We start from the raw sequence: 23,991 nt of genomic DNA on the forward strand, positions 1-23,991 counted from the left end.
CACACGGATTGAGCTATTGGGAAGGCCACGCATAGGAGGCCAATGTGACATTCACGCGATACGCGATTTATTTTGCACCCCCCCAGGATGCCCGGTGGGCAGCTTTCGCCACCAGTTGGCTGGGCTGGGATATGGAAACCGGGCGCAAAGTTGCGCAGCCGGTCCTCGAAGGTGTGGATGTTGCCGCCGTGACCGAAGTGCCGCGGAAATACGGGCTGCACGCGACGATCAAACCGCCGTTTCGCCTGCGGTCCGGGTGTTCGGTTGCCGAGCTGCAAGATGCCTGCGCCCTGCTGGCCGCACGTCAAGCGCCCGTCACGCTGGACGGGCTTGAGATCGCCCGGCTGGGGCGCTTTCTGGCGTTGCGCACGCGGGGCGACGAAGGCGCGCTGAACACGCTTGCGGCCGCTTGTGTGCGCGATCTGGACATGTTTCGCGCGCCCGCCCCCCAAGCCGAGCTGGACCGCCGCCGCGCCGCCGGTCTGACCGCACAGCAAGAGACCAATCTGGACCACTGGGGGTATCCCTACGTGATGGAGTCGTTCCGCTTTCACATCACCCTCAGCGGCAAGCTGGACAAGGCGACGCTTGCAGCCGTTCAGGCCGTGTTGCAATCGCAGCTTGCGCCGCTGCTGCCCACCCCGTTCCACATTACTGATCTGGCGCTGGTCGGAGAGGCCGAGGACGGGCGGTTTCACCTGATCCATCGTTACGCCCTTTCCGGTTGAAGCTGGGAGAGTATCGCCTCAACCGTCTGCTCAAGCGGCCCGGAATTGTCGATGGTGATCACACGGGTCAACCCATCGGGCAGCGGCGTATTGGCCTTGCTGAGCCGCTGCGCCTGCTCGGCAGCACTTTCCCGCCCGCGCGTGGACAGGCGTTGGGCCAGAACCTGTGGATCGGCGGTCAGCGAGACCACGATCAGATCACCAAACACCTGTTGCGCCCGAAGCAGAACCGAGCGGGAAAAGTTGACCAGAACGGCATCAGCTTGCTGCCTTGACTGGTCGATGCTGGCGGGCACCCCGTAAAACAACCCATGCGCGGCCCAATGCAGGGCAAAGGCCCCATCACCGACCATTTGTTGAAAAACGGCGGTGGACACCCGGTCGAAATCTTCGCCCTCTTCACCGGCGGGGCGCGTGATAACCCGACGCATTCGGTGAATGCCGGGGGCACGCGCAGCCAGCGCCTCCATCACGCTGTCCTTGCCGACGCCCGAAGGCCCGACTACGGCGATTACCGGCGCGCGGCTCATGCGGCCATACCGGGGGTGAAGTCCGATACGTCGACCTCGTGGTCGCAGATGCGTTCACGCGCATCAACATCATGGAAAATGCCCACGATCGCAGCGCCGCGCGACTTGGCCTCTTCAATCAGCGCCAATACCGTTTCCCGGTTTTGGGCATCCAGCGACGCCGTCGGCTCGTCCAGCAGCATCGCTGGATAGTCATGGGCGAACCCACGGGCGATATTCACACGTTGCTGTTCGCCGCCCGAAAACGTCGTGGGGCTAAGGGTCCACAACCGTTCGGGAATATTCAACCGCGCCAGCAGGGTCGCCGCCTTGTCCAGCGCAGCCTGCCTGTCGCAGCCGATGACCAGCAGCGGCTCGGCCACCACCTCCAGCGTTGGCACGCGCGGCACGACGCGCAGGAACTGGCTGACGTATCCCAATGTCTTGCGCCGCAAGGCCAGGATTTCACGTGGTTCAGCCCGGGCCACATCCAGACCACCCACCAGAACCTGCCCCGAGGCCGCCAGATAGTTGCCATAAATCACCCGCATCAGGGTCGACTTGCCTGCCCCGGACGCACCAGTTAGCGCAACGCATTCACCGGGCGCGACCTTGAGAGTAGCCCCCCGCATTACCGGGATCACCGCGCCGCCCTGATTGTGCAGGGTAAAGCTTTTGCTGACGTTCCTGAGTTCAATCATCCTCTCGCCCCCTGTCAAACCTGCAACACGCTGGACACCAGCAGTTGCGTGTACGCGTGCTGCGGATCGTCCAGAACCTGATCGGTCAGCCCGCTTTCGACCACATGCCCGTCTTTCATCACCATCAGCCGATCCGCCAGCAGGCGCACCACAGCCAGATCGTGGGTGACGATGATCGCGCTCAGCCCCATCTCGCGGACCAATCCGCGCAGCAGGTCCAGCAGGCGCGCCTGAACCGAAACATCCAGCCCGCCGGTCGGTTCGTCCATGAACACCAGCCGGGGGCCGGTAACCAGATTTCGGGCAATCTGCAGGCGTTGCTGCATTCCGCCGGAAAAATCCGTGGGGCGGTCATCGACGCGGGTTTCGCTGATTTCGACCCGACCCAGCCAATCTACGGCCCGCTCTCGGATCGCGCCGTAATGGCGCTCTCCGACGGCCATCAGACGTTCGCCGATATTGCCGCCCGCGCTGACCGACATGCGCAGCCCGTCGCGGGCGTGCTGATGGACAAAAGCCCAATCGGTGCGGCCCAGCTTCCGACGTTCGGGTTCGGACATTGTCACCGTGTCCACCGGGCCGTCGGCCCTTGTGTCAAAAACCACCCGTCCCATGTCGGGTTCAAGATGCCCCGCCAGACAGTTCAACAGCGTCGATTTACCGGAACCGCTTTCGCCGACAATCCCCATCACCTCGCCGGGGTAGAGGTCAAAGTTGACGCCGGTGCAACCAACCCGCGCACCGTAGGTTTTTCTGATGTCCTGAACGCTTAGAAGCGGTGTCATGTCACTCACCTCGGGTCGTACGCGAATTCGATCCGGTTGCCGCCCGGTTCGCGGATCATAAAGTGGATTTTTGGCCCAGCGCCCGAGGGTTCGGGAGCGAATTCCACAACAACACCCGGCCAGTCCTGGACCGTGGTGAACACAGCCTCCAATGCGTCCTGATCGCGGAGCTTGAAGGCGACATGATGCAGGCCCACATTGGCATGGCGGTCGAACCCACGCTGGTTGTCGCCTTTCTGCTGCCATAGCGTCAGTACCGCCGCGCCATTGCTGATGAATACCGAAGGGTAATCCGGCCGACCGCCAACCTCCTCCCAACCCAGCGCGTCGACAAAGAAGCTTTTCGTGGCCGCCAGATCCGAAACCGTCAGACCAAGGTGATCAATTCCCAAGATGTATTCGCGTGTCATTGCATTTCCTCCCTGGCCATCCGGCCTTGATAACCCGCGGCGCGGCGCGAGCGGCAAAAATCCGTGTCTGAGCAGACAAACATCCGGTTGCCCGCATCATCCATGATGACCTCATCCAGATAGCTGTCATTGGCCCCGCACAGGTCGCAGGGATGGTTGGCTTTTGTGGCCTCGAACGGGTAATCCTCGAAATCCAGCGATACGACTTTTGTATGCGGCGGCACCGCATAGATGCGCTGTTCGCGCCCAGCACCGAACAGCTGGATCGCGTCCATCTCAAGCTTTGGGTTGTCGAATTTCGGGATCGGGGACGGATCCATCACATATCGCCCCGACACTTTCACCGGATAGGCATAAGCGGTCGAGATCGCCCCATGTCGGCTGATATCCTCGTACAGTTTCACATGCATCAAGCCGTATTCCTCAAGACTGTGCATCTTGCGCGTTTCGGTCTCGCGCGGTTCCAGAAAGCGTAGCGGTTCGGGGATCGGCACCTGATAGACGATGATCTGGTCGTCGCGCAGCTTGGCCTCGGGGATGCGGTGGCGGGTCTGGATGACCGTCGCCTTTTCGGTTTCCTCGGTGGTTTCGACGCCTGCGGTATTTTCAAAAAATTTGCGGATCGAAACCGCGTTGGTGGTGTCATCCGCGCCCTGATCTATCACCTTGAGGGTGTCACCCGGCGTCAGCGTTGCGGCCGAAACCTGAACACCGCCCGTGCCCCAACCATAAGGCATCGGCATTTCGCGGCTGGCAAAAGGCACTTGATAACCGGGCACAGCCAGCCCCTTTAGAATGGCCCGCCGGATCATTCTCTTGGTTTGTTCGTCCAAATATGCGAAGTTATACTCATTCATTTGATGTATCACTTTGTTTTTTGGTGTTTTTGTGGACATATTTGTTTATTGCTCGGGCGTTTTCGCCGTTATGGTCTATTTTTTCTGGCACACGCGACACGCAAAGCGCCGACGCCGTGCTATGCAACGCGATGATTCTGACATTTGGAGTTCGATAGGCGCGGCCCAGGGCACTCCTGCTGCCAGCGAAACGCCTGATGACCCCAGGGCAAGAAGATGTAGCAGCCTGGATGAAGCCACACGGCAGGCACGCTGAGCTCATTCCGCGGCCTCCTTTGAAGTCAGGCGCTCCTCGGCTTCGCGGCGCAGCTTGCGCACCAGTTCCAGTTCGGACTGGAAATCCACGTAGTGCGGCAGCTTGATATGTTCGAGGAACCCGGTCGCCTGAATGTTGTCAGCATGGCTCAGTACAAATTCTTCGTCCTGCGCGGGTGCGCCTAGGTTGTCCTCGCCCAGTTCCTTCCAGCGCAGTGCCCGGTCGACCAGCGCCATGGCGATGGATTTGCGTTCCGATTGACCAAAGACCAGCCCGTAGCCGCGCGTAAACTGGGGCGGTTCCGTCTTGGAACCTTTGAACTGGTTGACCGTTTCGCACTCCGTCAGCTCGATCTCTCCGATCTCGATGGCAAAGCCCAACTCGGGGATATCCATCTCGACGGGTACCTTGCCAATCCGAAGTTCACCAACGAAAGCGTGGTTGCGGGCATAGCCGCGCTGCGTCGAGTAGGCCATGCCCAGCACGAACCCTTCGTCCCCGCGCGTCAACGATTGCAGGCGCAGGGGGCGATCTGTCGGAAACTCCAACGGTTCTCGGGTCAGGTCACCAGGGGTTTCGTCGCTGGCGGGTTCGTCCTGAATGATACCCTCACCCCTGAGGAACCCGGTGATATGCGGCGTCGACCCGGTGCGCGCGGGACCTTCGGATACGGCGGGCACCTCACCCTCGGCGGCCAGCTTGAAATCCAGCAAGCGGTGCGTGTAATCGAAGGTCGGCCCCAATACCTGCCCGCCCGGCGCATCCTTGAACGTGGCCGAGATACGGCGGTCACAAATCATCGCGGCGGTTTCCACCGGGTTGGAATAACCAAAGCGCGGCAGGGTGGTCCGATAAGCGCGGATCAGAAAGATTGCTTCGATCAGATCCCCGCGCGCCTGTTTGATCGCCAGCGCGGCCAGATCGGGATCATACAGCGACCCTTCGGCCATCACCCGGTTCACCGCAAGGCTGAGTTGTTCGCGGATTTGCGCAACGCTCAACTCGGCCACATCCGTCGACCCGCGTCTTTCCTCGGCCAGCCAGGCGTGGGCGTTTTCAATGGCTTTTTCACCACCTTTGACAGCGACATACATCGTTCAGCCCCCCGTCCTGACCTGCGTGCTGCGTGGCAGGGCCGCAACCTTGTCCCCGCAGGTGAAAAAGAAATCGCACCCCAGCGGATAAAGCGCGGCGTTGGCCTGAAAGGCCGGAACATCGGGCAGCGATAAAAAAGCGGTGTCACGGATACCCGGTCCGCTCAGTTCAACGCCGGACGGGTGCAGGGCGTCACATTCCACGATCAGGGTCGCGGACCGGTCGGGGTATTCAGCCGTCCCGATGCGATAATCGTCTAGGGGACCCAACGCCTGCCAGCTTCCGATTGCAAAATCCGCCTCGGCGGCGGCCGTGATGGGCGCGCCGGTATGAAAGGTCAGCCATTGGCGCACAGCCTCGGTATCGGCACCTTCGGCCAGATGCACATTGGTATCCGGATCACATAGGGTCAGCAGCAAGGTCCCCGCCGCGATCGACAATGGCGCGGGCGGCTGGGCGCCGATCAAAGGGCGAATGACCCCTGGGCGCGCCATAACCGTCATGGCCGCGCGGAAGGCTACCGCCGCCTCGACAGGCGCATTCTGAAATCCGCCGGAAAACTGGGTCTGCGCGTTCATCAATCCTCTCCCCGTACCATTGTGAAGAATTCAACTTTGGTTGCCGCAGCCTTGGCCGCGCGGGTGTTTCTGTCGGCCTGCATCTGCTGCCTGAGCGGCACGATGACCTTTGCGCGGATTGTTTCTGCGGCGTCAGTTTGCATCAGCGCATCAATCAGCGCCGCCGCTTCGGCCTTGGGTTTGGATCGGCCCTGGACATACCCGTGCCCGATCGTTCCGTCCTGCAACACCAAGGAACATCGCGTGACCGTCATTTCCCCAAGGTTGAACGGCGCCCCCGTGCCTCCGGTACGCCCCCGAACCATCACGCCGCCAACCTCGGGGCTGCGCAACCAGTCAAAGCGCGGCCGCGCCCCGGCATTGGCCCAAAGATCCAGCACCGCCTTTTCCGGGGCACGGGCCAAAAGCCCCATCCATTCCTGACGCGCACCACCCGTGATTTTTGTCTGATCTGTCATCAAAACCTCTTGGCCGGGTTGTCTAAGTTTACTATACAACTAGACAAATATTACACCCCACCGCGATGACTCGCAATCCGCAACCTTGTGAAGATTTGGTGACATGAGCAAAACACCCGTCTGGAAAAGCATCGCCTTAAGCCTCACCTCGGAAATTGCCGAAGGGCGGTACAGCACCGGCGACCGCCTGCCGACCGAGGCGCAATTGTCCGCGAAACATGGCGTAAACAGGCACACGGTGCGTCGTGCACTGTCAGAATTGGCCGAACAGGGGTTGGTCCATGCCCGTCGTGGCGCGGGCGTTTTCGTGGCCGCGCATCCGACGGATTATCCAATCGGAAAACGAGTTCGGTACCACAAAAGCATCTCGGCCAACGGCAAAATGCCCGGCAAAAAGATCCTCACACTGACGACGCGCGCAGCGGATGCATCCGAGGCCGAGGCCCTGCAGCTTGAGCCCGGCGACCCGGTACATGTCTATGATGGGTTGTCTTTGGCGGATGGCCAGCCAATCGGCCTGTTCCAAAGCGTTTTTCCCGCAGACCGCTTGCCCGATATTCTGGAGGCGCTGACGGAAACGCAGTCGGTGACCAAAGCGTTGCAGCGATGCGGGATCGCGGATTACACCCGCATTTCCACCCGCCTGACCGCACGGGCTGCAACGGTAACCCAGGCCCTGCACCTGCGCCTGCCTGAAGGCGCGCCCGTCTTGTTTTCGGTTGGCGTGAACGCAGATCCGAACGGGGTGCCGGTGGAATTCGGCCGGACGGTTTTTGCGGGCGAACGCGTTACATTGACCCTGAACGAGGATTAGATCACGGGGGGCCTCTCCCGCCCGTCTTCAACCTCCTGACGGAGGTCTCATCCCGTTGGGCGTAGCGCCGCGCAAAGCGCGGCGCCGGGCCCAAGGCCGCCAGGGCGTTTCGGCGCAGCCGAAGCGAACGCGGGCACGGGAGGGCTGGGTTTTGATTGCCGGGTGTTACCTATTCGTATTTCTCCAGAAATCCCTCAGCCCCCAGCGCGCGGAAGTCAGGCAGCGCCGCGCGCAAACGCAGGCTATCCCAATCCCACCACGACAATGCGATCATCCGATCCGCCACACCCCTGGGAAATCGCAATCGGATCGGATCGGCCGTGACCCCGCCGACGATGGTGTATGGCGGCACATCCTTGGTCACGACCGCGCCAGATGCAACAACTGCGCCATGGCCGATGGTCACTTCGGGCTTGATGATAGCGGCGTGTCCGATCCACGTATCGTGCCCGATCCTTGTGATCCGGCTTGCACGATGCTGAAACCAGTCCGCGTCGTCCTCGGCATCATCCCAGTAATCCGTCGAGCGGTAAAGAAAGTGATGCAGGGATGCCTTCTCCATCGGATGATCCGTCGCCCCGATCCGGGTAAAGCTGGCGATATTGGCGAATTTTCCGATCTGCGCATTGGCGATGTCGCAGGTTCGGTCGCAATAGGAATAATCGCCGACCACCGTGTTCACCACGCGGGTACCAGCACCGATTTCGACGTATTCGCCGAACTGGCTGTTTGCAATTGAGCAATCCGGATGAATGAACGGTTGATCCGAACGAAGACGCGCCATGAATTTACCCTTTTGCCCCGTGAATCTCAGCCTGCTTTTCCGGTCTGAGCCGTTCTCCGCCTTGGCCCAGTTTCGCCTTGTATCAGACGCCGACGCAGCCAGCCTGAGAACCAGTCCATCAGCATCACCATCAGGATGATCAGGACGATGTAATAGGCCACCTCCTCCCAATCTTTCTGCGTGATGATCGCCTGCGTCAGCAGCAAGCCAATGCCGCCGCCTGTTATCGCGCCAATCACCGTTGCGCTGCGGGTGTTGGATTCGAGGAAATACAACAGCTGGCTCAGCAGTACCGGCGTCACCTGTGGGATCACGCCAAACCGATAACGCTGCGGCGCGTTGGCCCCGGTGGACTGTACGCCTTCGATCTGTTTCTGATCGACGTTTTCCAACGCTTCCGAGAATATCTTGCCGAACGTTCCGGTATCCGTCACCAGAATGGCCAGCGCCCCGGTCAGCGGGCCGGGCCCAAAGGCGCGCGCCAGTACGACGGTCCAGATCAGCGCGTCCACACCGCGCACGAAATCGAACACCCGTCGTGTGGCGAACCGGACCGTTTTCAGTGGGTTGAAATTGCGCGTCGCAAGAAATGCCAGAGGCAGCGCGACCATTCCTGCACCCAATGTGCCCAGAAACGCCATCAGGATTGTCTCAAATATGGCCCAGGCCACATCCTGATGCCGCCACATCTTGTTGGTCCAGAAATCATTCAGGATTGCCCCGGCTTCGCCCTGCGCTGCCAGACCGGCCAACTCGGGAAAGGATTTGCCGTAGTACGGGCTGTCGAGCGTGAACCAGAACAGCTCCCACCCGGTGAAATAGCGGAACACTTCGGACCGGTTGCGCGTGACCGTCAGGCGGCCCGCATCCGTGGTGATCGCCATCCGGTTTTTGGACATATTGATCCAGTCGGGCACCTTGTCAGTGGGCAATTCCGCCTGCACGCCCGCCGCGCGGGTCGGCGTTGCCCGGACGGTGCCATAGCCCGGGATGTCATATTCCACGGTTTCGGGCCCGAAGCGCACGATGTGACCATCCTCCAGATCAACCACGGTCGTTTCACCCAGCGCCACCCAATCCGGGGCCTGCCCGTCGGGATAGCTGCCCTTGCGCTCACCCTCGATGGCAACGGACACCTCGCCGTTGCGGTTGTCGCGCGTGACATGGGTTTTGTAGCTATAGCTGTCGGCAATCAGCGTTTTGCCGTTTTCCCAATTCGCCCGACCGGCCAACCCGGAGACGTCGAAGGCAAAGAACACATAAGACAGGTAAACCAGCACCAGTGCGGGCAAACCGAAATTCACCAGCCGTTTGCGGCTGAACATACGATCAACTTCGGTCTTCAGGTCGTCAATGGTCAGGTCGGTGGCAAAGGTGCTCATGCCCGCGCTCCTTTCTCGGTTCCGTGGGTCAGGCGGTCGCGCAGATATCCCGAAATCTGATCCACGATGACGATGGTGACAAACAGCAGGACAAAGATGGCGGCCGCCTCGTCGTAACGTCCCTGCCCCCAGGACATCGCGTTGCGCAGCTCATACCCCAGCCCTCCGGCACCGACAAAACCCAGAATGGCCGAAGCGCGAATGTTGATCTCGAACCGCAGCAAGGCATAGCTGACATAGTTCGGCCCGACCTGCGGGATCACCCCCAGATACATGCGCTGCGACCAGTTTGCGCCCACCGAATGCAGCCCCTCAACGGGTTTGAGCGAGGCGTTCTCGTTTACCTCGGAAAACAGCTTGCCCAGCGCCCCCGCCGTATGAATGGCGATAGCGATCATCGCGGGCACCGGGCCGCCACCCAGAATGAAGATCAACACCAAAGCGATGACGATTTCCGGAACGGCCCGGAAAACATCCGAAATACGTCGGAACACAGGGATCAGCGATGGCCAATAGGCCATGCCGCGCGTCGACATCAGCGCCAGAAACGTCCCCACAATCGCGCCGATCAGCGTCGAGGCCGCAGCGATATTCAGCGTCTCAACCAGCGCTGGGAAAAATGTGACCAGATGCGCGGGCATCTCGGCGATCTTTTCCCAGGCTTCCGACAGGACCTCGGCCGGATAGTCCAGCACGCGGTGCCAGCCGTCGATAAAGCTGCCTGCGTTGCGATCGTCGGCGGTGCGGAAACCTGCAGCCATCATGGCAACGAACAGGATCAGAAGGATACCACCATAGACCCTCTTGCGCCGCGCCATCTCGGTATAGTCGTCGCGGATCTGATCGACGGTCGGGGACCCAGCAGTCAGGTCTGTCATGGAATGCTCCTGATGGAAAAACGGGGTCCGGTTTTTCACCGGACCCCGCGTATTGGATATGCAGGCTTAGTTGGACTTCAGCTTGCGCGCTTCGATGATGACTTCGTAGGCGTCATGGGTGATCGGCATCAGGCCTTTGGATTCGCCACCCAGAACGTTGTACATGCAATCCGGGTCAATCGAATTCATCGAGGCCAGCATTCCTGTCATCTTGATTTTGACATCCTCAGGCAGCTCGGAACGCACCACGAACGGGCCTTCGGGGATCGGCTTGGATTTCCAGATTTCGACCATGTCGTTCATGTCGACCAACCCGGCATCCACCGCACGGCGCAGCGCGCCGGACTGATAACCGTCTTCCCAATCACCCAGACCGTCGGCCCAGGTCACGCCCGCGTCCACATCGCCGTTGTTTACGGCCACAATGGTTTGCTCGTGACCACCGGTGAATTTGACCTCACCGAAATAATCGCCCGAAGCCATGGTTGCCCCTGTGGCGGCGGGGATTTCAATCGACGGGATCAGAAAGCCCGACGTCGAGTTGGGATCACCAAAACCAAAGGTCTTGCCCTTCATGTTGTCCAGCGAGGTGATGCCGCTGTCCTTGCGGGCAAACCCAATCGAGTAGTAGCCGTAGCTGCCATCGGTGTTGACCTTGACCAGAACCGGCTCAACCGCTTCGGGATCGCTCAGATAGGTCTTGGCGTAACCCGACGCACCCAGCCAGGCCATGTCGATGGTGCCGCCCAGCAGACCCTGAATAACACCGTTATAGTCGGCAGGGGCAAACAACTTTGTCTCGACGCCCAGCAGGTCTTCGGTCTGTTGACGCAGGCATTCCTGTTTGCTCAGACGGTCCTGCGCGTTCTCGCCGCCCAGAATGCCGATGCGGAATTCGCTGATCTCTTGCGCCATGGCGGGTACGGCCAGCGCGGTGGTCGCCACAAAGGCGGCAATCAGTTTTTTCATCTGTCTCTCTCCAGTTTGATTGCGCCGGCCTGTCATCGGCCGGTCGATGAAAGGGGTGTGTGGGCCTAGATGACAGCTTCGGCTTCCATCAGCGCCTTGCGGGTCGCATCCAGCGTCTCAATCTCGGTCGAGGTCGCCTCTTCCGAGAAGCTGGCGTCAGCGCCGTAGATCTCACGCGCGACGCCGGTGGTCAGCTGTTCGGGCAACCCGTCGAATACGATGCGCCCGTCGCGCATACCCACCACGCGGTCGCAGTACCGGCGCGCGGTATCCAACGTATGCAGGTTGGCGATGACGGTGCGGCCATCCTCTTCGTGGATACGGCGCAGCGTCTGCATCACAACCTGCGCATTCATCGGGTCCAGCGAGGCGATAGGCTCATCCGCCAGAATGATGCTGGGGTCCTGCATCAGGGCGCGCGCGATGGCGACACGCTGTTGCTGCCCACCCGACAGCGCCTCGGCCCGTTTTGGCGCATGTTCGGCGATGCCCAGACGGTCCAGAATGTCGATGGCGCGGTGAATGTCCTCGGTCGGGAACAGGTTGAACATGGTGGCCAGGGTCGACTGCCGGTTCAGCGTGCCATGCAGCACATTCGTGACCACATCCATGCGCGGCACCAGATTGAACTGCTGGAAAATCATGGCGCAATCGGCCTGCCAGGCGCGTTTTTCACGGCCTTTTAGCTGGGTGACATCGCGGCCTTCGAACAGGATTTGACCATCGCTGGAATCAGTCAGGCGATTGATCATCCGCAACAGCGTCGATTTGCCAGCCCCGGATCGACCAATGATGCCAATCATGCAGGGTTTGTCCACATCCAGCCTTGCCGCATCCACAGCGATATTGTCGCCGAAGCGTTTGGTCAGTTTCTCGATCCGCAGCACAGGCCACCCCCAATTCATATTGGCGTCCAGCTACAGGTGGTGTTCAACGGCTGTGTGTCAGCGTGGTGAAAGTTTTGTAACGGGCCGAATGGCGCAGGGGCTACCCATCCGATGCGCGCACGGGTATACGCGATCCCGACTCTTCATCTGACATGAGGCCGCCATGAGCTTTGACCGCACCATCAAGATCGCCCCGTCGATCCTGTCCGCCGATTTCGCCAATTTCGGCGCCGAGATTCAGGCCATCGAAGCCCAGGGCGCCGACTGGGTTCATGTCGATGTGATGGATGGCCATTTCGTGCCGAACCTGACCTTCGGCCCGCCCGCCGTCAAAGCCTTTCGCCCGCATGTGAAAACGGTGATGGACGTGCACCTGATGATCACCCCGGTCGATCCCTACATTCAGGCCTATGCCGACGCCGGGGCCGACATTCTGACCGCCCATATCGAGGCCGGAGCCCACACGCACCGCACCCTTCAGGCAATCCGCGCCGCCGGTATGAAGGCCGGTGTGGCGCTGAACCCCGGCACCCCGGCCGAGGCAGTCGAGCATCTGCTGGACCTGACCGATCTGGTGTGCGTCATGACAGTGAACCCGGGCTTCGGCGGGCAAAAGTTCATCGACATGACCAGCAAGGTTCGCAAACTGCGCCAGATGATCGGCGACCGCCCCGTGCATATCGAGATCGACGGCGGCGTTGACCCCAATACCGCCCCCCTGCTTACCGCCGCTGGAGCAGACGTACTGGTCGCCGGGTCAGCGGTGTTCAAGGGTGGGTCGGTGGACCAGCCTAACGTCTATGGCGAGAACATTCGGGCCGTGCGGACTGCGGCGGAGGCTGCGCTGAAGTGAAGCCGTCGCACTAAGGTGCGCGACAGTCTGAGCCTAGTGAGCTAACGGGCATCGTTAACCCTTATCGAATCCAAAGGGTGGTGGTCTCGCATTTTATGTTCTTGTTTTGACGAGGGTAATCTCGGCATAGAAAGGCATCAATAGCGGTTGAGAACCGCTCCCTTCATAACAGAAGTAAGCCTTCTTACGACCACGGTTTGAAATCTTGACAGTGCCCGGGCACACTCACAGAAAAACGAAAAAGGCCGCCCCCTAAGGAACGGCCTTCTTTGTTTCACCGATGTGCCGGGCTGAAGCCCGGCCTACCGACTTACTCGACGATTTTCGAGACGACGCCGGCGCCGACGGTGCGGCCGCCTTCGCGGATGGCGAAGCGCAGGCCGTTTTCCATCGCGATGGGCGCGATCAGCTCAACGCCGAACGACACGTTGTCGCCGGGCATGACCATCTCGGTGCCTTCGGCCAGGGTCACGGTGCCGGTCACGTCAGTCGTACGGAAGTAGAACTGCGGGCGGTAGTTCGCGAAGAACGGCGTGTGACGGCCACCTTCATCCTTGGTCAGGATATAGGCTTCGGCTTCGAACTTGGTGTGCGGTGTCACCGAACCCGGCTTACACAGAACCTGACCACGCTCAACGCCTTCACGGTCGATGCCGCGCAGCAGGGCGCCGATGTTGTCGCCCGCTTCGCCGCGGTCCAGCAGCTTGCGGAACATTTCAACGCCGGTACAGGTGGTTTTCTGAGTGTCGCGGATGCCGACGATTTCGATCTCGTCGCCAACGTTGATCACGCCACGCTCGACACGACCGGTCACAACCGTACCACGACCCGAGATCGAGAACACGTCTTCGACCGGCATCAGGAACGGCTGGTCAACAGCGCGCTCAGGTGTCGGGATGTACTCATCCACGGCCGCCATCAGCTTGCGGATCGATTCTTCGCCAATCTCCGGGTTGTTGCCTTCCATCGCGGCCAGAGCCGAACCGGCAATGATCGGAATGTCGTCGCCGGGGTAGTCATACGAAGACAGCAGCTCGCGGATTTCCATTTCCACCAGTTCCAGAAGTTCTTCGTCGTCAACCTGGTCAACTTTGTTCATGAACACGACCATGGTCGGGATGCCAACCTGGCGGCCCAGCAGGATGTGCTCGCGGGTCTGCGGCATCGGGCCGTCAGCGGCGTTCACAACCAGGATCGCGCCGTCCATCTGCGCCGCACCGGTGATCATGTTCTTGACATAGTCGGCGTGGCCGGGGCAGTCGACATGCGCATAGTGGCGGTTGTCAGTCTCGTATTCCACGTGGGCGGTCGAGATCGTGATGCCGCGGGCTTTTTCTTCCGGCGCGCCGTCAATCTGGTCATACGCTTTGAAGTCACCAAAATACTTGGTGATCGCTGCGGTCAGCGTGGTCTTGCCGTGGTCAACGTGGCCAATCGTGCCGATGTTGACGTGCGGCTTGTTACGCTCAAACTTTTCCTTTGCCATTCCTCAGGCGCCCTTTTGCGATTTGGGGGACCCTTGGTCCCGTGGTTACATCTGCGCGCGCGAGATATTGGGTTCAAAGGGGAAAATCAAGCACATCCTTCGGAAAACCCGATCTTCACGCCGGATTTTGCGTGACCTCTGTGGAATCCAACGGCTGGATCAGATTGGGCCGCCTGTCGAACCAGCCATTGTCCTGGTGTTCTTCTGCCAGCCACTCTTCGACACGGTCCGCCACTTTCAGCGCCAGACCGCTCATCTGTTCCTCGCGCGTACGGGCGTGGCCCGACCCCTTCAGCGCACTGCCGCCGGTGGTATCTTCCAGCACCTGGAACTGTTTGCCCTTGGCGATGAACTCTTTCTTGTTCACGTCGTAGACGTTCACCAGAACGATGGCCGTGCTTTTGGGGTTGAACACCACCGGCACACCCGGAGGTGCCAGCATGTACCCTTCGAGGCTGATGCCGATGTCATAATCCTGCGCGCCCTCGTACCGGCCCAACCGGATATCGACCGCGTTCTGGATGGCGGCGGTCCATTCCTCGGGGGTTGCGTCCCGCGACACCGGGCCTTTCACGGCCTTGTCGGCAAAGGCGTAATTCACACGCAATTTGAATTCACCCAGATTTTCGGGTTCTTCATAAAGCTGTGTCTGCGTGCAAGCGCCCATCAGGGCCAGTCCGGAAATCAGAGTCAGAATGCGGATCATGGTCACGTCCCGATAGGTTTGTTTTGCTTTGATCTAACGCACCGATACGGGTTGTGCCAAGCCGTATCGGCAGAAATCCACCATTGATGGCGCGCGATCACGAGAATTTATAGTCGCGCGGGAAGCCGTAGGGCGGTTTTTTCCCGACACTGGCGCGTTTGGACAGCCATTGCGACAAGTCCGCCTCATGCCGGGTTTTGTCGCCACCCATGGACCATTTCAGACCTTCGTTCCAGTCGAAAGTGGTGATGTCGGACAACCCGCCATCCAGCTCCAGCGTGCCCTGACGCCCACGGGCCATGTTGTATTTCTGCAAGCGCACACCCTTACCACGGGTCATCTCGGGCAGTTCGTCGACCGGGAAGACCAGAAACTTGCCGTTCTGGGACACCACGGCCACGTGGTCGCCCCCAACCGGTTTACAGATCATCGCGGTCTCGTCACCTTTGACATTCAACACCTGCTTGCCGTTGCGGGTCTGGGCCAGCACCTCATCTTCGGGCACCATAAAGCCGTTGCCCGCATCCGAGGCCACCAGCAGTTTGCGCCCCGGCTTGTGGATCAGGATGTCAATGATCTGCGCCTCGTTCGGCAGATCGACCATCAGGCGCAGCGGCTCACCCATCCCCCGCCCACCGGGCATATTGGCGGCGCTGAGCGTGTAGAACCGCCCGTTCGAGGCAAACACCAGCAACCGGTCGGTGGTTTCCGCGTGGAAGATGAAACGCGGGCCGTCGCCGTCCTTGAACTTCAACTCGCGCTTCAGGTCGATATGGCCGGTCATGGCACGTATCCAACCCATCTGAGAGCAGACCACCGTGATCGGTTCCTTGTCGATCATCGCCTCAAGCGGCACTTCTTCGACGTTGCCCGCCTCGGCGAATTGGGTGCGGCGTGCGCCGCCTTCGTAATCCTTGCCAAACGTCTTTTTGGTCTCTTTCAGTTGCTCGGCGATACTGTCCCATTGCAGGCCCTCGTCAGCCAGCAGATCCTCAAGGTTGGCGCGTTCTTCCATCAGCGCGTCACGCTCACGGACAAGTTCCATTTCCTCAAGACGCCGCAAAGACCGCAGACGCATGTTGAGAATTGCGTCGACCTGAACCTCGGACAGCTCGCCTTCGCCCGGCTTGGGCGAGACATAGTCAGCCTCGTTGGTGGCGCGGACGTGGTCGATGCCCCAATCCTCGCGCATCAGCGCGGCTTTAGGGTCGTCGTCGTAACGGATGATGTCGATCACGCGATCCAGATTGAGAAAGGCAACGATGAAACCTTCCAGCACTTCCAGACGATGATCAATCTTCGCCATGCGATGGCGCGAGCGGCGCAGCAGCACCTCTTGCCGGTGATCAAGGAAGGCGCGCAGCACTTCTTTCATCGAACAGACCTTGGGTGTCACCCCGTCGATCAGCACGTTCATGTTCAGGCTGAACCGTACCTCAAGGTCCGAGTTGCGGTAGAGCATCCCCATCAGCACCTCGGGGTCCACATTCTTGGAACGCGGCTCAAGGATCAGGCGAACGTCATCGGCGGATTCGTCGCGCACATCGGCAAGGATCGGGATTTTCTTGGTCTGGATCAGTTCGGCGATCTTTTCGATCAGCTTGGATTTCTGAACCTGATAAGGAATCTCGGTGACGATGATCTGCCATTGGCCGCGGCCCAGATCCTCGACCTCGTACTTACAGCGCAGGCGGAAGCTGCCGCGTCCGGTGCGATAGGCCTGTGCGATGTTCTCGGGCGGCTCAACAATCACGCCACCGGTCGGGAAATCCGGGCCGGGGACATAGTTCAGCAATGTATCGTCGCGCGCATCCGGCGCCTTGATCAGATGCAGACAGGCATCGCATAGCTCCGAGATGTTGTGCGGCGGAATATTGGTCGCCATGCCCACCGCGATACCGCTGGACCCGTTCGCCAACAGGTTCGGGAACTGCGCAGGCAGCACGACCGGTTCAGTCAGCGTGCCATCATAGTTGTCGCGGAAATCGACGGCGTCCTCGTTCAGACCCTCAAGCAGCGCTTCGGCCACGATGGTCATCCGCGCCTCGGTGTACCGCGAGGCGGCCGGGTTATCACCGTCGATATTGCCAAAGTTCCCCTGACCGTCGACCAGCGGGTAACGCACGTTGAAATCCTGCGCCAGACGCGCCATCGCGTCGTAAATCGCGGCATCGCCATGCGGGTGATAGTTACCCATCACGTCGCCCGAAATCTTCGCGGATTTACGGAACCCACCGGTTGCGTTCAGCCGCAGCTCGCGCATCGCGTAAAGGATTCGCCGATGCACCGGCTTCAGACCATCCCGCGCATCGGGCAACGCCCGGTGCATGATGGTGGACAGCGCATAGGTCAGATAGCGTTCGCCAATCGCGCGGCGCAGCGGCTCGGCTATCTCGCCCCCATTGCCGGGGGCCTCCATGTTGGGGTCGTCTATCGTATCGTTCATATATGATGTGATACGCCGCAAGCGCGCTTTGGTAAAGCAAGCAGCGCATATTTAGCTGGGGACAAGTCGCGCTTTTTGCAACAGGGGGAGACAACCCCCCGATTTCCCCCGTCTTTCGACTCAGTCCAGGAAATATGGTATCCTGACTGAATTAGACTGCTGCCTATTTCTTGTTTCTTGCGATTACCGGGGGATGCGCCATGACGCGCCTTATTGTTATGACTTTCGCCGCACTGGGTTGGTGCTTTTACGTAGTAAGCGACGGGCCGAATTTCGAACCGCGTGGCCTGCGCGCCGAGCAACCTGTACGTGTTGCCGCAACTCCGAAACCGGCGCCACCTGCATCCACACAGGCCCGGGATCTGGTGACCAACGTTGCCCTGCGCACCCCATTGACGCGTGTGGAAACGGAAACCACCCCAACAGAAGACGCCGCAGCAGCAGTACCTGTGCCGGCCAACCTGGAAGGGTTTTCCGGCCTGACGGCGTTTGACGATCAGGCCGCCAGCATAACGCTTGCCTCGCTTGAGGACGGCGTGGCCGGGCTGCAACAGACCGTTTTGGATGTTCAGGATCAGACCACCGAAGTCTTTGAACCCAAGAAAGACATCCGCGAGATTACCGGAACCCGCGTCAACGTCCGTGACGGGCCGGGCACCATCTATCCCATCATCGGCAAGGTGGCCATCGGCCAAAAGGTCGAGGTTCTGAGCGAATCCGGAACCGGCTGGCTGCGCCTGCGCGTGTTGCCTGCGCAACAGGTCGGATGGATTTCGGCGTCACTGGTCCAAAAAACTGCAAACTGACGTCGTGGTGTCATTGTCCTGACCCGAACCTGACCATAGCTTCAACTCAGGTTCAGCTTCAGGAAGATCATGCAGAAAACCATTCTTATCACCGGCTGCTCATCCGGCATTGGCCTTGACGCAGCTCATGGAATGCGTGCGCGCGGTTGGCGGGTGTTTGCATCCTGCCGCCAGCAACGCGATTGCGACCGGCTGCGGGCGCAGGGCTTTGAAAGCCCCCGAATTGACTATACCGATTCCGGCAGCATCACCCAGGGGCTGGCCGAAGTGCTGGAGGCCACAGGCGGCACGCTGGACGCGTTATTCAACAATGGTGCGCACGGCCTGCCCGGCGCGGTCGAGGATTTGCCGACCGACGGTCTGCGTCAGATATTTGAGGCCAATTTTTTTGGCTGGCACGAGCTGACCCGGCAGGTGATACCGATCATGCGGGCGCAGGGACATGGGCGAATCGTGCAGAATTCATCCGTGCTGGGCCTGGTGGCTTTTCCTTGGCGCGGTGCCTATGTGGCAACGAAATACGCGATCGAAGGGCTGACGGACACGTTGCGCCTGGAACTGGCGGATACCGACATCAAGGTCATCCTGATCGAACCCGGCCCGATCACATCGAAAATCCGCGTAAACTCGATCCCCCACTTCGAGCGTTACATCAACTGGCAGAACTCGGCCCTGCGCGAACGGTATGAGACGTCCTTGTTGAAAAGGCTGTACGAATCCTCAGGGCCGGACAAATTCGAACTGCCCGCCTCGGCCGTGACCGACAAGTTGGCCCATGCGGTCGAATCGAAACGGCCCCGCCCGCGGTACTATGTGACAACGCCGACCTATATCGCCGGATGGCTGCGCCGGATCCTGCCGACCCGCACCATCGACCGCATCCTTTCGGACGTCTGAGGCGAAATTACCCGTTCGCTTTTCAGGCCCATAAGGCTAGATGATAGGCCAAGGAAATAAGAAATGCGGACGGTGTGCTCATGGACCTTTTGATGGTCGTTTTGCTGTTGGCCATGGCGGCGGTTGTCGTCGTGCTGGCGATTGGCATCTTCAACTTCGGCAAAAGCGGCAAGTCCGCTGCCGTGAAAAGCAACAAGATGATGCAATTGCGCATCCTGTTTCAGTTCATAGCCGTGGTGCTGATCGTGCTCTACGTCTGGCTGCGCGGACAAGGAGGTCAGTAAATGGTCGTACTCAACAAGATTTACACCCGCACTGGCGACGACGGGAAAACGGCGCTGGGCAATGGTGAACGGGTTGCCAAGTATTCCGGCCGTGTGGCCGCCTATGGCACGGTCGACGAATTGAACGCCTTTGTTGGCGTGGCCCGCACCGAGGCCGAAGGCGACGTCGAAACCGCCCTGTCACGCATCCAAAATGATCTGTTCGATCTGGGGGCCGATTTTTGCCGCCCGGAAATGGAAAAGGATGCCGAGGCGGATTATCCGCCGCTGCGTATCATTCCGGCCCAGATCGACCGGCTGGAAGCGGAAATTGACGCAATGAATGAAACGCTGGAGCCACTGCGCAGTTTCATCCTGCCCGGCGGCTCGCGTCTGGCAGCGCAACTGCATGTCTGCCGGACTGTCTCGCGCCGGGCCGAACGGCTGGCGGTCGAGCTGACCAACATGGAACCCGTCAATGTGGTTGCAGTGAAATACCTCAACCGTCTGAGCGACTGGTTTTTCGTGGCTGCCCGGTGCGCCAATGAAAACGGGACGGCGGATGTGTTGTGGGTTCCCGGCGCAAACCGCTAGGAAATCGGCGGCCAAGCAATATTCTTGCTCTCCGTTGCGTCAAAAATTACGAAACGCGACGTCTCAAGTTCATGTCATGACGATTTTGCCCTGTTGTCGCACGGGCGGAGACGCTATTGAGGCCACCGAGAGCATTGGTGGAGTCGCAACGCGGCTTGCCGTTTTTGTAAGGAGCGTACGCAAAAATGAAGGTACTTGTGCCTGTCAAACGCGTGATCGACTATAACGTGAAAGTTCGCGTCAAAGCGGACGGCAGCGGTGTTGATCTCGCCAATGTCAAAATGTCGATGAACCCATTCGACGAAATTGCCGTCGAAGAGGCCATTCGCCTGAAAGAAGCCGGCAAAGCGGACGAAGTCATCGCCGTGTCGATCGGTGTCAAGCAGTCGCAGGAAACCCTGCGGACCGCATTGGCTATGGGCGCAGACCGCGCCATTCTGGTGATCGCAGCTGACGACGTCCACCAGGACATCGAACCGCTGGCGGTTGCCAAGATTCTGGCCAAAGTGGTCGAGGAAGAGCAGCCCGGCATCGTGCTGGCTGGCAAGCAGTCGATCGACAACGACATGAACGCCACCGGCCAAATGCTGTCGGCCCTGCTGGGCTGGTCGCAAGGCACATTCGCCTCTGAGGTTGATATCGAAGGCGACAACGCCAAGATCACCCGTGAGGTTGACGGCGGCCTGCAGACCATCAGCGTCAAGATGCCGACCATCGTCACCGTTGACCTGCGTCTGAACGAGCCGCGCTATGCGTCGCTGCCCAACATCATGAAGGCGAAGAAAAAGCCGCTGGACGAGAAGACCGCCGCCGATTACGGCGTCGACGTCACACCGCGTCTGGAAGTCGTCAAAACCGAGGAACCTGCCGCACGTGCCGCGGGTATCGTCGTAGGCTCGGTTGACGAGCTGGTCGAGAAACTCAAAGAAGCGGGGGCTGTGTAATGGCTGTACTTCTGCTTGCCGAAGTGAATAACGGCGAACTGGCGATGGACGCCACCGCCAAGGCCGTCAACGCCTCAAAGGTACTGGGCGACGTGACCGTCTTGGCCGCTGGCGGTTCTGCCGCTGCGGCTGGTGAGGCTGCCGCCAAGATCGACGGTGTGTCCAAGGTGCTGGTTGCCGAAGATGCCTCGCTGGGTCACCGCCTGGCGGAATCGACCGCTGCACTGATCGTGGGATTGGCTGATGGCTATGAGCACATCGTGGCACCCGCGACCACTGACGCCAAGAACGTCATGCCACGCGTGGCCGCGCTGCTGGACGTAATGGTGATCTCGGATGCGTCCGGCGTGGTTGATGGTTCAACCTTCGAGCGCCCGATTTATGCGGGCAACGCCATCCAGACCGTGAAATCCAACGACGCAAAAAAAGTCGTCACCATCCGGACCGCCAGCTTTGACGCTGCGGGCGAAGGTGGCTCGGCTGCGGTCGAGACCGTCTCGGTTGGCGACAATCCGGGTCTGTCCGAATGGGTCGAGGACAAGGTTGCTGAAAGCGACCGTCCCGAACTGACCTCGGCTGGCGTGGTTGTCTCGGGCGGCCGTGGTGTTGGCTCGGAAGAGGATTTCAAACTGATCGAGACGCTGGCTGACAAGCTGGGCGCCGCCGTTGGCGCGTCGCGGGCCGCGGTCGATTCGGGCTATGCCCCGAACGACTGGCAGGTCGGTCAGACCGGTAAGGTTGTCGCCCCCGACCTGTATGTCGCTGTCGGCATCTCGGGCGCGATCCAGCACCTTGCTGGCATGAAAGACTCCAAGATCATTGTTGCAATCAACAAAGACGAAGAAGCACCGATCTTCCAGGTTGCCGATTTCGGACTGGTCGCTGACCTGTTCCAGGCGGTGCCGGAACTGACCGAGAAACTCGGCTGATCACAGAACCAAGATTTTTCGACGAAAAATCTTGTGGGGCCCGCCAATAGGCGGGCCTTTTTCAATTCAAGTTCCGAACTGATCCTATCAGCATATTCGCAATGGACCTGTGCGTCGCGGGGCCGATCATATGCTCTGCCAGGGGCTGCTGAAGCGTCCCGAACAATAGATCTTCAAGCTCATCAGATTGCCCCGAAACACACGCATTAACATCCGCGCTGCCGACACAATAAGGGCGCAGGGCCTCAAGCATCTGATCGGTCACGGAGACACCTGCCTCTTCAACCTGATGTTCCCCGACCATTTGATGCTGAACACGCAGGTGCATCAGGAAAACCGGCACTTGCAGTCGGCGAAGGAAGGAACTGATCCGTTTGGCCCAATTCCGGCGCAGCTCTTCCGCCACGACCTCAAAACGCGCGTCTCGAAAACCGCGCAGGCGGGCCATCAGATGGCGCACGAAATGCACGTCGGTAAAGTCAATCTCGGGGTAGAGATCGACCAGGTTGTCTGTAGGGGCCAGGACCCGATCGTTGCGCCTGGGGTGGACCCGATAAAAGTGATTCGATTGCCCCAGTACATTCGGCGTTTGCAGAATACACAGCTCGGCCCCGTTCAGCAGGCTGACCAGCCCTTCATCGCCGCACAGTGCATCGACGCCGCAGAACAAGCTGCCGAAATTCACGCAGCGCTGGCCCAAACGCTCTTCAAGAATTGCGGCAAAGGGGTATTCGACGAAACGTCCGTGGGTCTCCTCTCCTCCGACGCAGGCCATATATGGCAGGTCCAGCACCCGGCGCGGGCCGCGAAACCACAGTCGCGACCCATCGTATTGACATACGGCATCCTCGGGTCCCCCCGAGCCTGTTTGATGATAGCTCATAACACTCACCCAATTTTTCACCCGGTTGCCATCTTGCGGTCTTATGTCTTGAGGAATTCCTAATGTGCGTATTTTAAACAAATTCGTTGGGTTCGCTCCTCTTGCCGCCTGCCCCGAACTACCGATAGTGTCTGAGTAACCGTGATACAGAGGCACCAGATTATGGATGTAAAATCAGTCGGAGTAATTGGCGCAGGCCAGATGGGCAACGGCATTGCACATGTGCTGGCCCTGGCGGACTATGACGTGCTGCTGAACGACGTAAGCCAAGACGCATTGGACGACGCGATTGCAACGATAGAAGGCAATATGGCGCGCCAGGCCTCACGTGGGAAGATCACCGAAGAGGCCATGCATACCGCACTTAGCCGGATCAATACCACGCTGGAGCTGCCGCAGCTGGGTCAGACGGATCTGGTGATCGAGGCCGCCACTGAACGCGAGGCGATCAAGCAGGCGATTTTCGAAGACCTGCAACCGCATTTGCTGCCGCATACGATCCTTACATCCAACACCTCGTCGATCTCGATCACCCGACTGGCCAGCCGCACAGACCGGCCCGAACGGTTCATGGGGTTCCACTTCATGAATCCTGTTCCGGTCATGCAGTTGGTAGAGTTGATCCGCGGCATCGCCACCGACGAAGAGACGTTCAGCGCGTGCAAAACCGTTGTCGATCGTCTTGGTAAAACCGCTGCCAGCGCCGAGGATTTCCCAGCGTTCATTGTGAACCGCATCCTGATGCCCATGATCAACGAAGCGGTGTACACCCTGTACGAAGGCGTTGGAAATGTGCGATCCATCGACCAATCCATGAAACTGGGCGCAAATCACCCGATGGGTCCATTGGAACTGGCCGATTTCATCGGTCTGGATACCTGCCTTGCCATCATGAATGTGCTGCATGAAGGTCTGGCGGACACCAAATACCGCCCCTGCCCCCTTCTGACCAAATATGTCGAAGCTGGTTGGCTGGGGCGCAAGACCGAGCGGGGCTTTTATGACTATCGTGGCGAAACCCCTGTTCCGACGCGATAGCGTCAGATAGGCACCCCTCTGACCTGCGGCCGGATCGTCAGATCACGGCACGCGG

The 23,991-nt window shown here is 59.8% G+C and carries 27 protein-coding genes; 10 read left to right on the forward strand and 17 right to left on the reverse strand.

All coding sequences use genetic code 11. The annotated features are described in order from the left end of the window. Nucleotides 1-44 precede the first annotated feature (44 nt). On the forward strand, nucleotides 45-728 hold the full coding sequence (locus tag JT51_RS09225) for a DUF1045 domain-containing protein (protein WP_037310997.1): 684 nt from the start codon (nucleotides 45-47) through the stop codon (nucleotides 726-728). Here the strand turns inward: JT51_RS09225 and phnN are convergent. From phnN to phnG, 8 genes are all read right to left on the reverse strand, one after another. After that, on the reverse strand, nucleotides 710-1,258 hold the full coding sequence (phnN, locus tag JT51_RS09230; RefSeq protein WP_037311000.1) for a phosphonate metabolism protein/1,5-bisphosphokinase (PRPP-forming) PhnN: 549 nt from the start codon (nucleotides 1,256-1,258) through the stop codon (nucleotides 710-712). The two genes, JT51_RS09225 and phnN, sit on opposite strands and share 19 nt — an antisense overlap. Further along, entirely contained in the window at nucleotides 1,255-1,938 is a 684-nt protein-coding gene (phnL, locus tag JT51_RS09235) for a phosphonate C-P lyase system protein PhnL (RefSeq protein ID WP_037311002.1), read from the reverse strand. The genes phnN and phnL overlap by 4 nt, the downstream gene beginning before the upstream one ends. Nucleotides 1,939-1,952: 14 nt before the next feature. Continuing rightward, a complete protein-coding gene (phnK, locus tag JT51_RS09240) occupies nucleotides 1,953-2,723 on the reverse strand; it encodes a phosphonate C-P lyase system protein PhnK (protein WP_037311004.1) in 771 nt (256 codons plus the stop codon). Nucleotides 2,724-2,728: 5 nt separating this feature from the next. Then, nucleotides 2,729-3,133 carry a VOC family protein gene (locus tag JT51_RS09245; RefSeq protein WP_037311006.1) on the reverse strand — a complete coding sequence of 135 codons (405 nt, stop codon included), beginning with the start codon at nucleotides 3,131-3,133 and terminating at the stop codon, nucleotides 2,729-2,731. Beyond that, a complete protein-coding gene (locus JT51_RS09250; protein ID WP_037311009.1) occupies nucleotides 3,130-3,990 on the reverse strand; it encodes an alpha-D-ribose 1-methylphosphonate 5-phosphate C-P-lyase PhnJ in 861 nt (286 codons plus the stop codon). Before JT51_RS09250 ends, JT51_RS09245 begins: the two co-directional genes overlap by 4 nt. Before the next feature lie 258 nt (nucleotides 3,991-4,248). Continuing rightward, on the reverse strand, nucleotides 4,249-5,340 hold the full coding sequence (locus tag JT51_RS09255) for a carbon-phosphorus lyase complex subunit PhnI (protein WP_037311011.1): 1,092 nt from the start codon (nucleotides 5,338-5,340) through the stop codon (nucleotides 4,249-4,251). 3 nt (nucleotides 5,341-5,343) lie between these two features. Next, nucleotides 5,344-5,919, reverse strand: coding sequence for a phosphonate C-P lyase system protein PhnH (gene phnH / locus JT51_RS09260; protein WP_037311014.1), 576 nt, complete (start codon nucleotides 5,917-5,919; stop codon nucleotides 5,344-5,346). Beyond that, the gene (phnG, locus tag JT51_RS09265; RefSeq protein WP_037311017.1) at nucleotides 5,919-6,377 is read right to left on the reverse strand and encodes a phosphonate C-P lyase system protein PhnG; all 459 of its coding nucleotides are present in this window, start codon (nucleotides 6,375-6,377) and stop codon (nucleotides 5,919-5,921) included. Before phnG ends, phnH begins: the two co-directional genes overlap by 1 nt. A gap of 103 nt (nucleotides 6,378-6,480) precedes the next feature. Between phnG and phnF the strand changes: the two genes are divergently transcribed. Further along, nucleotides 6,481-7,191, forward strand: a complete 711-nt coding sequence (gene phnF / locus JT51_RS09270) for a phosphonate metabolism transcriptional regulator PhnF (protein WP_037311019.1) — start codon at nucleotides 6,481-6,483, stop codon at nucleotides 7,189-7,191. A 169-nt stretch (nucleotides 7,192-7,360) separates the two neighbouring features. Here the strand turns inward: phnF and JT51_RS09275 are convergent, their stop codons facing one another. The 5 genes from JT51_RS09275 to phnC form a co-directional block, all read right to left on the reverse strand. Further along, nucleotides 7,361-7,975 (reverse strand): chloramphenicol acetyltransferase, encoded by a 615-nt coding sequence (locus tag JT51_RS09275; protein WP_037311021.1) that lies wholly within the window; start codon nucleotides 7,973-7,975, stop codon nucleotides 7,361-7,363. Between the two features lie 26 nt (nucleotides 7,976-8,001). Next, nucleotides 8,002-9,357 carry a phosphonate ABC transporter, permease protein PhnE gene (gene phnE, locus JT51_RS09280; RefSeq protein WP_037311023.1) on the reverse strand — a complete coding sequence of 452 codons (1,356 nt, stop codon included), beginning with the start codon at nucleotides 9,355-9,357 and terminating at the stop codon, nucleotides 8,002-8,004. Beyond that, entirely contained in the window at nucleotides 9,354-10,235 is an 882-nt protein-coding gene (gene phnE / locus JT51_RS09285) for a phosphonate ABC transporter, permease protein PhnE (protein WP_037311025.1), read from the reverse strand. The genes phnE (JT51_RS09280) and phnE (JT51_RS09285) overlap by 4 nt, the downstream gene beginning before the upstream one ends. 66 nt (nucleotides 10,236-10,301) lie before the next feature. Further along, nucleotides 10,302-11,204 (reverse strand): phosphonate ABC transporter substrate-binding protein, encoded by a 903-nt coding sequence (gene phnD, locus JT51_RS09290; protein WP_037311027.1) that lies wholly within the window; start codon nucleotides 11,202-11,204, stop codon nucleotides 10,302-10,304. 65 nt (nucleotides 11,205-11,269) lie between these two features. Then, complete coding sequence (phnC, locus tag JT51_RS09295) at nucleotides 11,270-12,091, reverse strand: phosphonate ABC transporter ATP-binding protein (protein ID WP_037312045.1); 822 nt, start codon at nucleotides 12,089-12,091, stop codon at nucleotides 11,270-11,272. A 163-nt stretch (nucleotides 12,092-12,254) separates the two neighbouring features. On the opposite strand from phnC, the gene rpe reads away from it, so the two are divergent. Further along, complete coding sequence (gene rpe / locus JT51_RS09300) at nucleotides 12,255-12,944, forward strand: ribulose-phosphate 3-epimerase (RefSeq protein ID WP_037311029.1); 690 nt, start codon at nucleotides 12,255-12,257, stop codon at nucleotides 12,942-12,944. Nucleotides 12,945-13,254: 310 nt separating this feature from the next. On the opposite strand, the gene tuf is transcribed toward rpe, so the two are convergent. The 3 genes from tuf to JT51_RS09315 form a co-directional block, all read right to left on the reverse strand. Next, nucleotides 13,255-14,430, reverse strand: a complete 1,176-nt coding sequence (gene tuf, locus JT51_RS09305; RefSeq protein ID WP_037311032.1) for an elongation factor Tu — start codon at nucleotides 14,428-14,430, stop codon at nucleotides 13,255-13,257. Between the two features lie 115 nt (nucleotides 14,431-14,545). Continuing rightward, nucleotides 14,546-15,136: a hypothetical protein gene (locus JT51_RS09310; protein ID WP_037311034.1), complete on the reverse strand. Its 591-nt coding sequence runs from the start codon at nucleotides 15,134-15,136 to the stop codon at nucleotides 14,546-14,548. A gap of 97 nt (nucleotides 15,137-15,233) precedes the next feature. Further along, a complete protein-coding gene (locus tag JT51_RS09315) occupies nucleotides 15,234-17,582 on the reverse strand; it encodes a DNA topoisomerase IV subunit A (RefSeq protein ID WP_037311037.1) in 2,349 nt (782 codons plus the stop codon). Nucleotides 17,583-17,782: 200 nt separating this feature from the next. Between JT51_RS09315 and JT51_RS09320 the strand changes: the two genes are divergently transcribed. The 6 genes from JT51_RS09320 to JT51_RS09345 all read left to right on the forward strand — a co-directional run bounded on the left by JT51_RS09320 (nucleotide 17,783) and on the right by JT51_RS09345 (nucleotide 22,015). After that, the gene (locus JT51_RS09320; RefSeq protein WP_235216141.1) at nucleotides 17,783-18,388 is read left to right on the forward strand and encodes an SH3 domain-containing protein; all 606 of its coding nucleotides are present in this window, start codon (nucleotides 17,783-17,785) and stop codon (nucleotides 18,386-18,388) included. A gap of 69 nt (nucleotides 18,389-18,457) precedes the next feature. After that, entirely contained in the window at nucleotides 18,458-19,285 is an 828-nt protein-coding gene (locus JT51_RS09325) for an SDR family NAD(P)-dependent oxidoreductase (RefSeq protein WP_037311040.1), read from the forward strand. Between the two features lie 80 nt (nucleotides 19,286-19,365). Continuing rightward, nucleotides 19,366-19,569 carry a twin transmembrane helix small protein gene (locus tag JT51_RS09330; protein WP_037311042.1) on the forward strand — a complete coding sequence of 68 codons (204 nt, stop codon included), beginning with the start codon at nucleotides 19,366-19,368 and terminating at the stop codon, nucleotides 19,567-19,569. Beyond that, entirely contained in the window at nucleotides 19,570-20,142 is a 573-nt protein-coding gene (locus JT51_RS09335) for a cob(I)yrinic acid a,c-diamide adenosyltransferase (protein ID WP_037311045.1), read from the forward strand. A 185-nt stretch (nucleotides 20,143-20,327) separates the two neighbouring features. Continuing rightward, a complete protein-coding gene (locus JT51_RS09340; RefSeq protein ID WP_037311047.1) occupies nucleotides 20,328-21,086 on the forward strand; it encodes an electron transfer flavoprotein subunit beta/FixA family protein in 759 nt (252 codons plus the stop codon). Beyond that, nucleotides 21,086-22,015 (forward strand): electron transfer flavoprotein subunit alpha/FixB family protein, encoded by a 930-nt coding sequence (locus tag JT51_RS09345; RefSeq protein ID WP_037311050.1) that lies wholly within the window; start codon nucleotides 21,086-21,088, stop codon nucleotides 22,013-22,015. Before JT51_RS09340 ends, JT51_RS09345 begins: the two co-directional genes overlap by 1 nt. A gap of 61 nt (nucleotides 22,016-22,076) precedes the next feature. On the opposite strand, the gene JT51_RS09350 is transcribed toward JT51_RS09345, so the two are convergent. After that, on the reverse strand, nucleotides 22,077-22,898 hold the full coding sequence (locus JT51_RS09350; RefSeq protein ID WP_037311053.1) for a DUF6473 family protein: 822 nt from the start codon (nucleotides 22,896-22,898) through the stop codon (nucleotides 22,077-22,079). Nucleotides 22,899-23,060: 162 nt separating this feature from the next. On the opposite strand from JT51_RS09350, the gene JT51_RS09355 reads away from it, so the two are divergent. Beyond that, nucleotides 23,061-23,936: a 3-hydroxybutyryl-CoA dehydrogenase gene (locus JT51_RS09355; RefSeq protein WP_037311055.1), complete on the forward strand. Its 876-nt coding sequence runs from the start codon at nucleotides 23,061-23,063 to the stop codon at nucleotides 23,934-23,936. Nucleotides 23,937-23,991: the final 55 nt, after the last annotated feature.

Source organism: Ruegeria halocynthiae (genome assembly GCF_000743705.1).
Classification (GTDB): domain Bacteria; phylum Pseudomonadota; class Alphaproteobacteria; order Rhodobacterales; family Rhodobacteraceae; genus Ruegeria; species Ruegeria halocynthiae_B.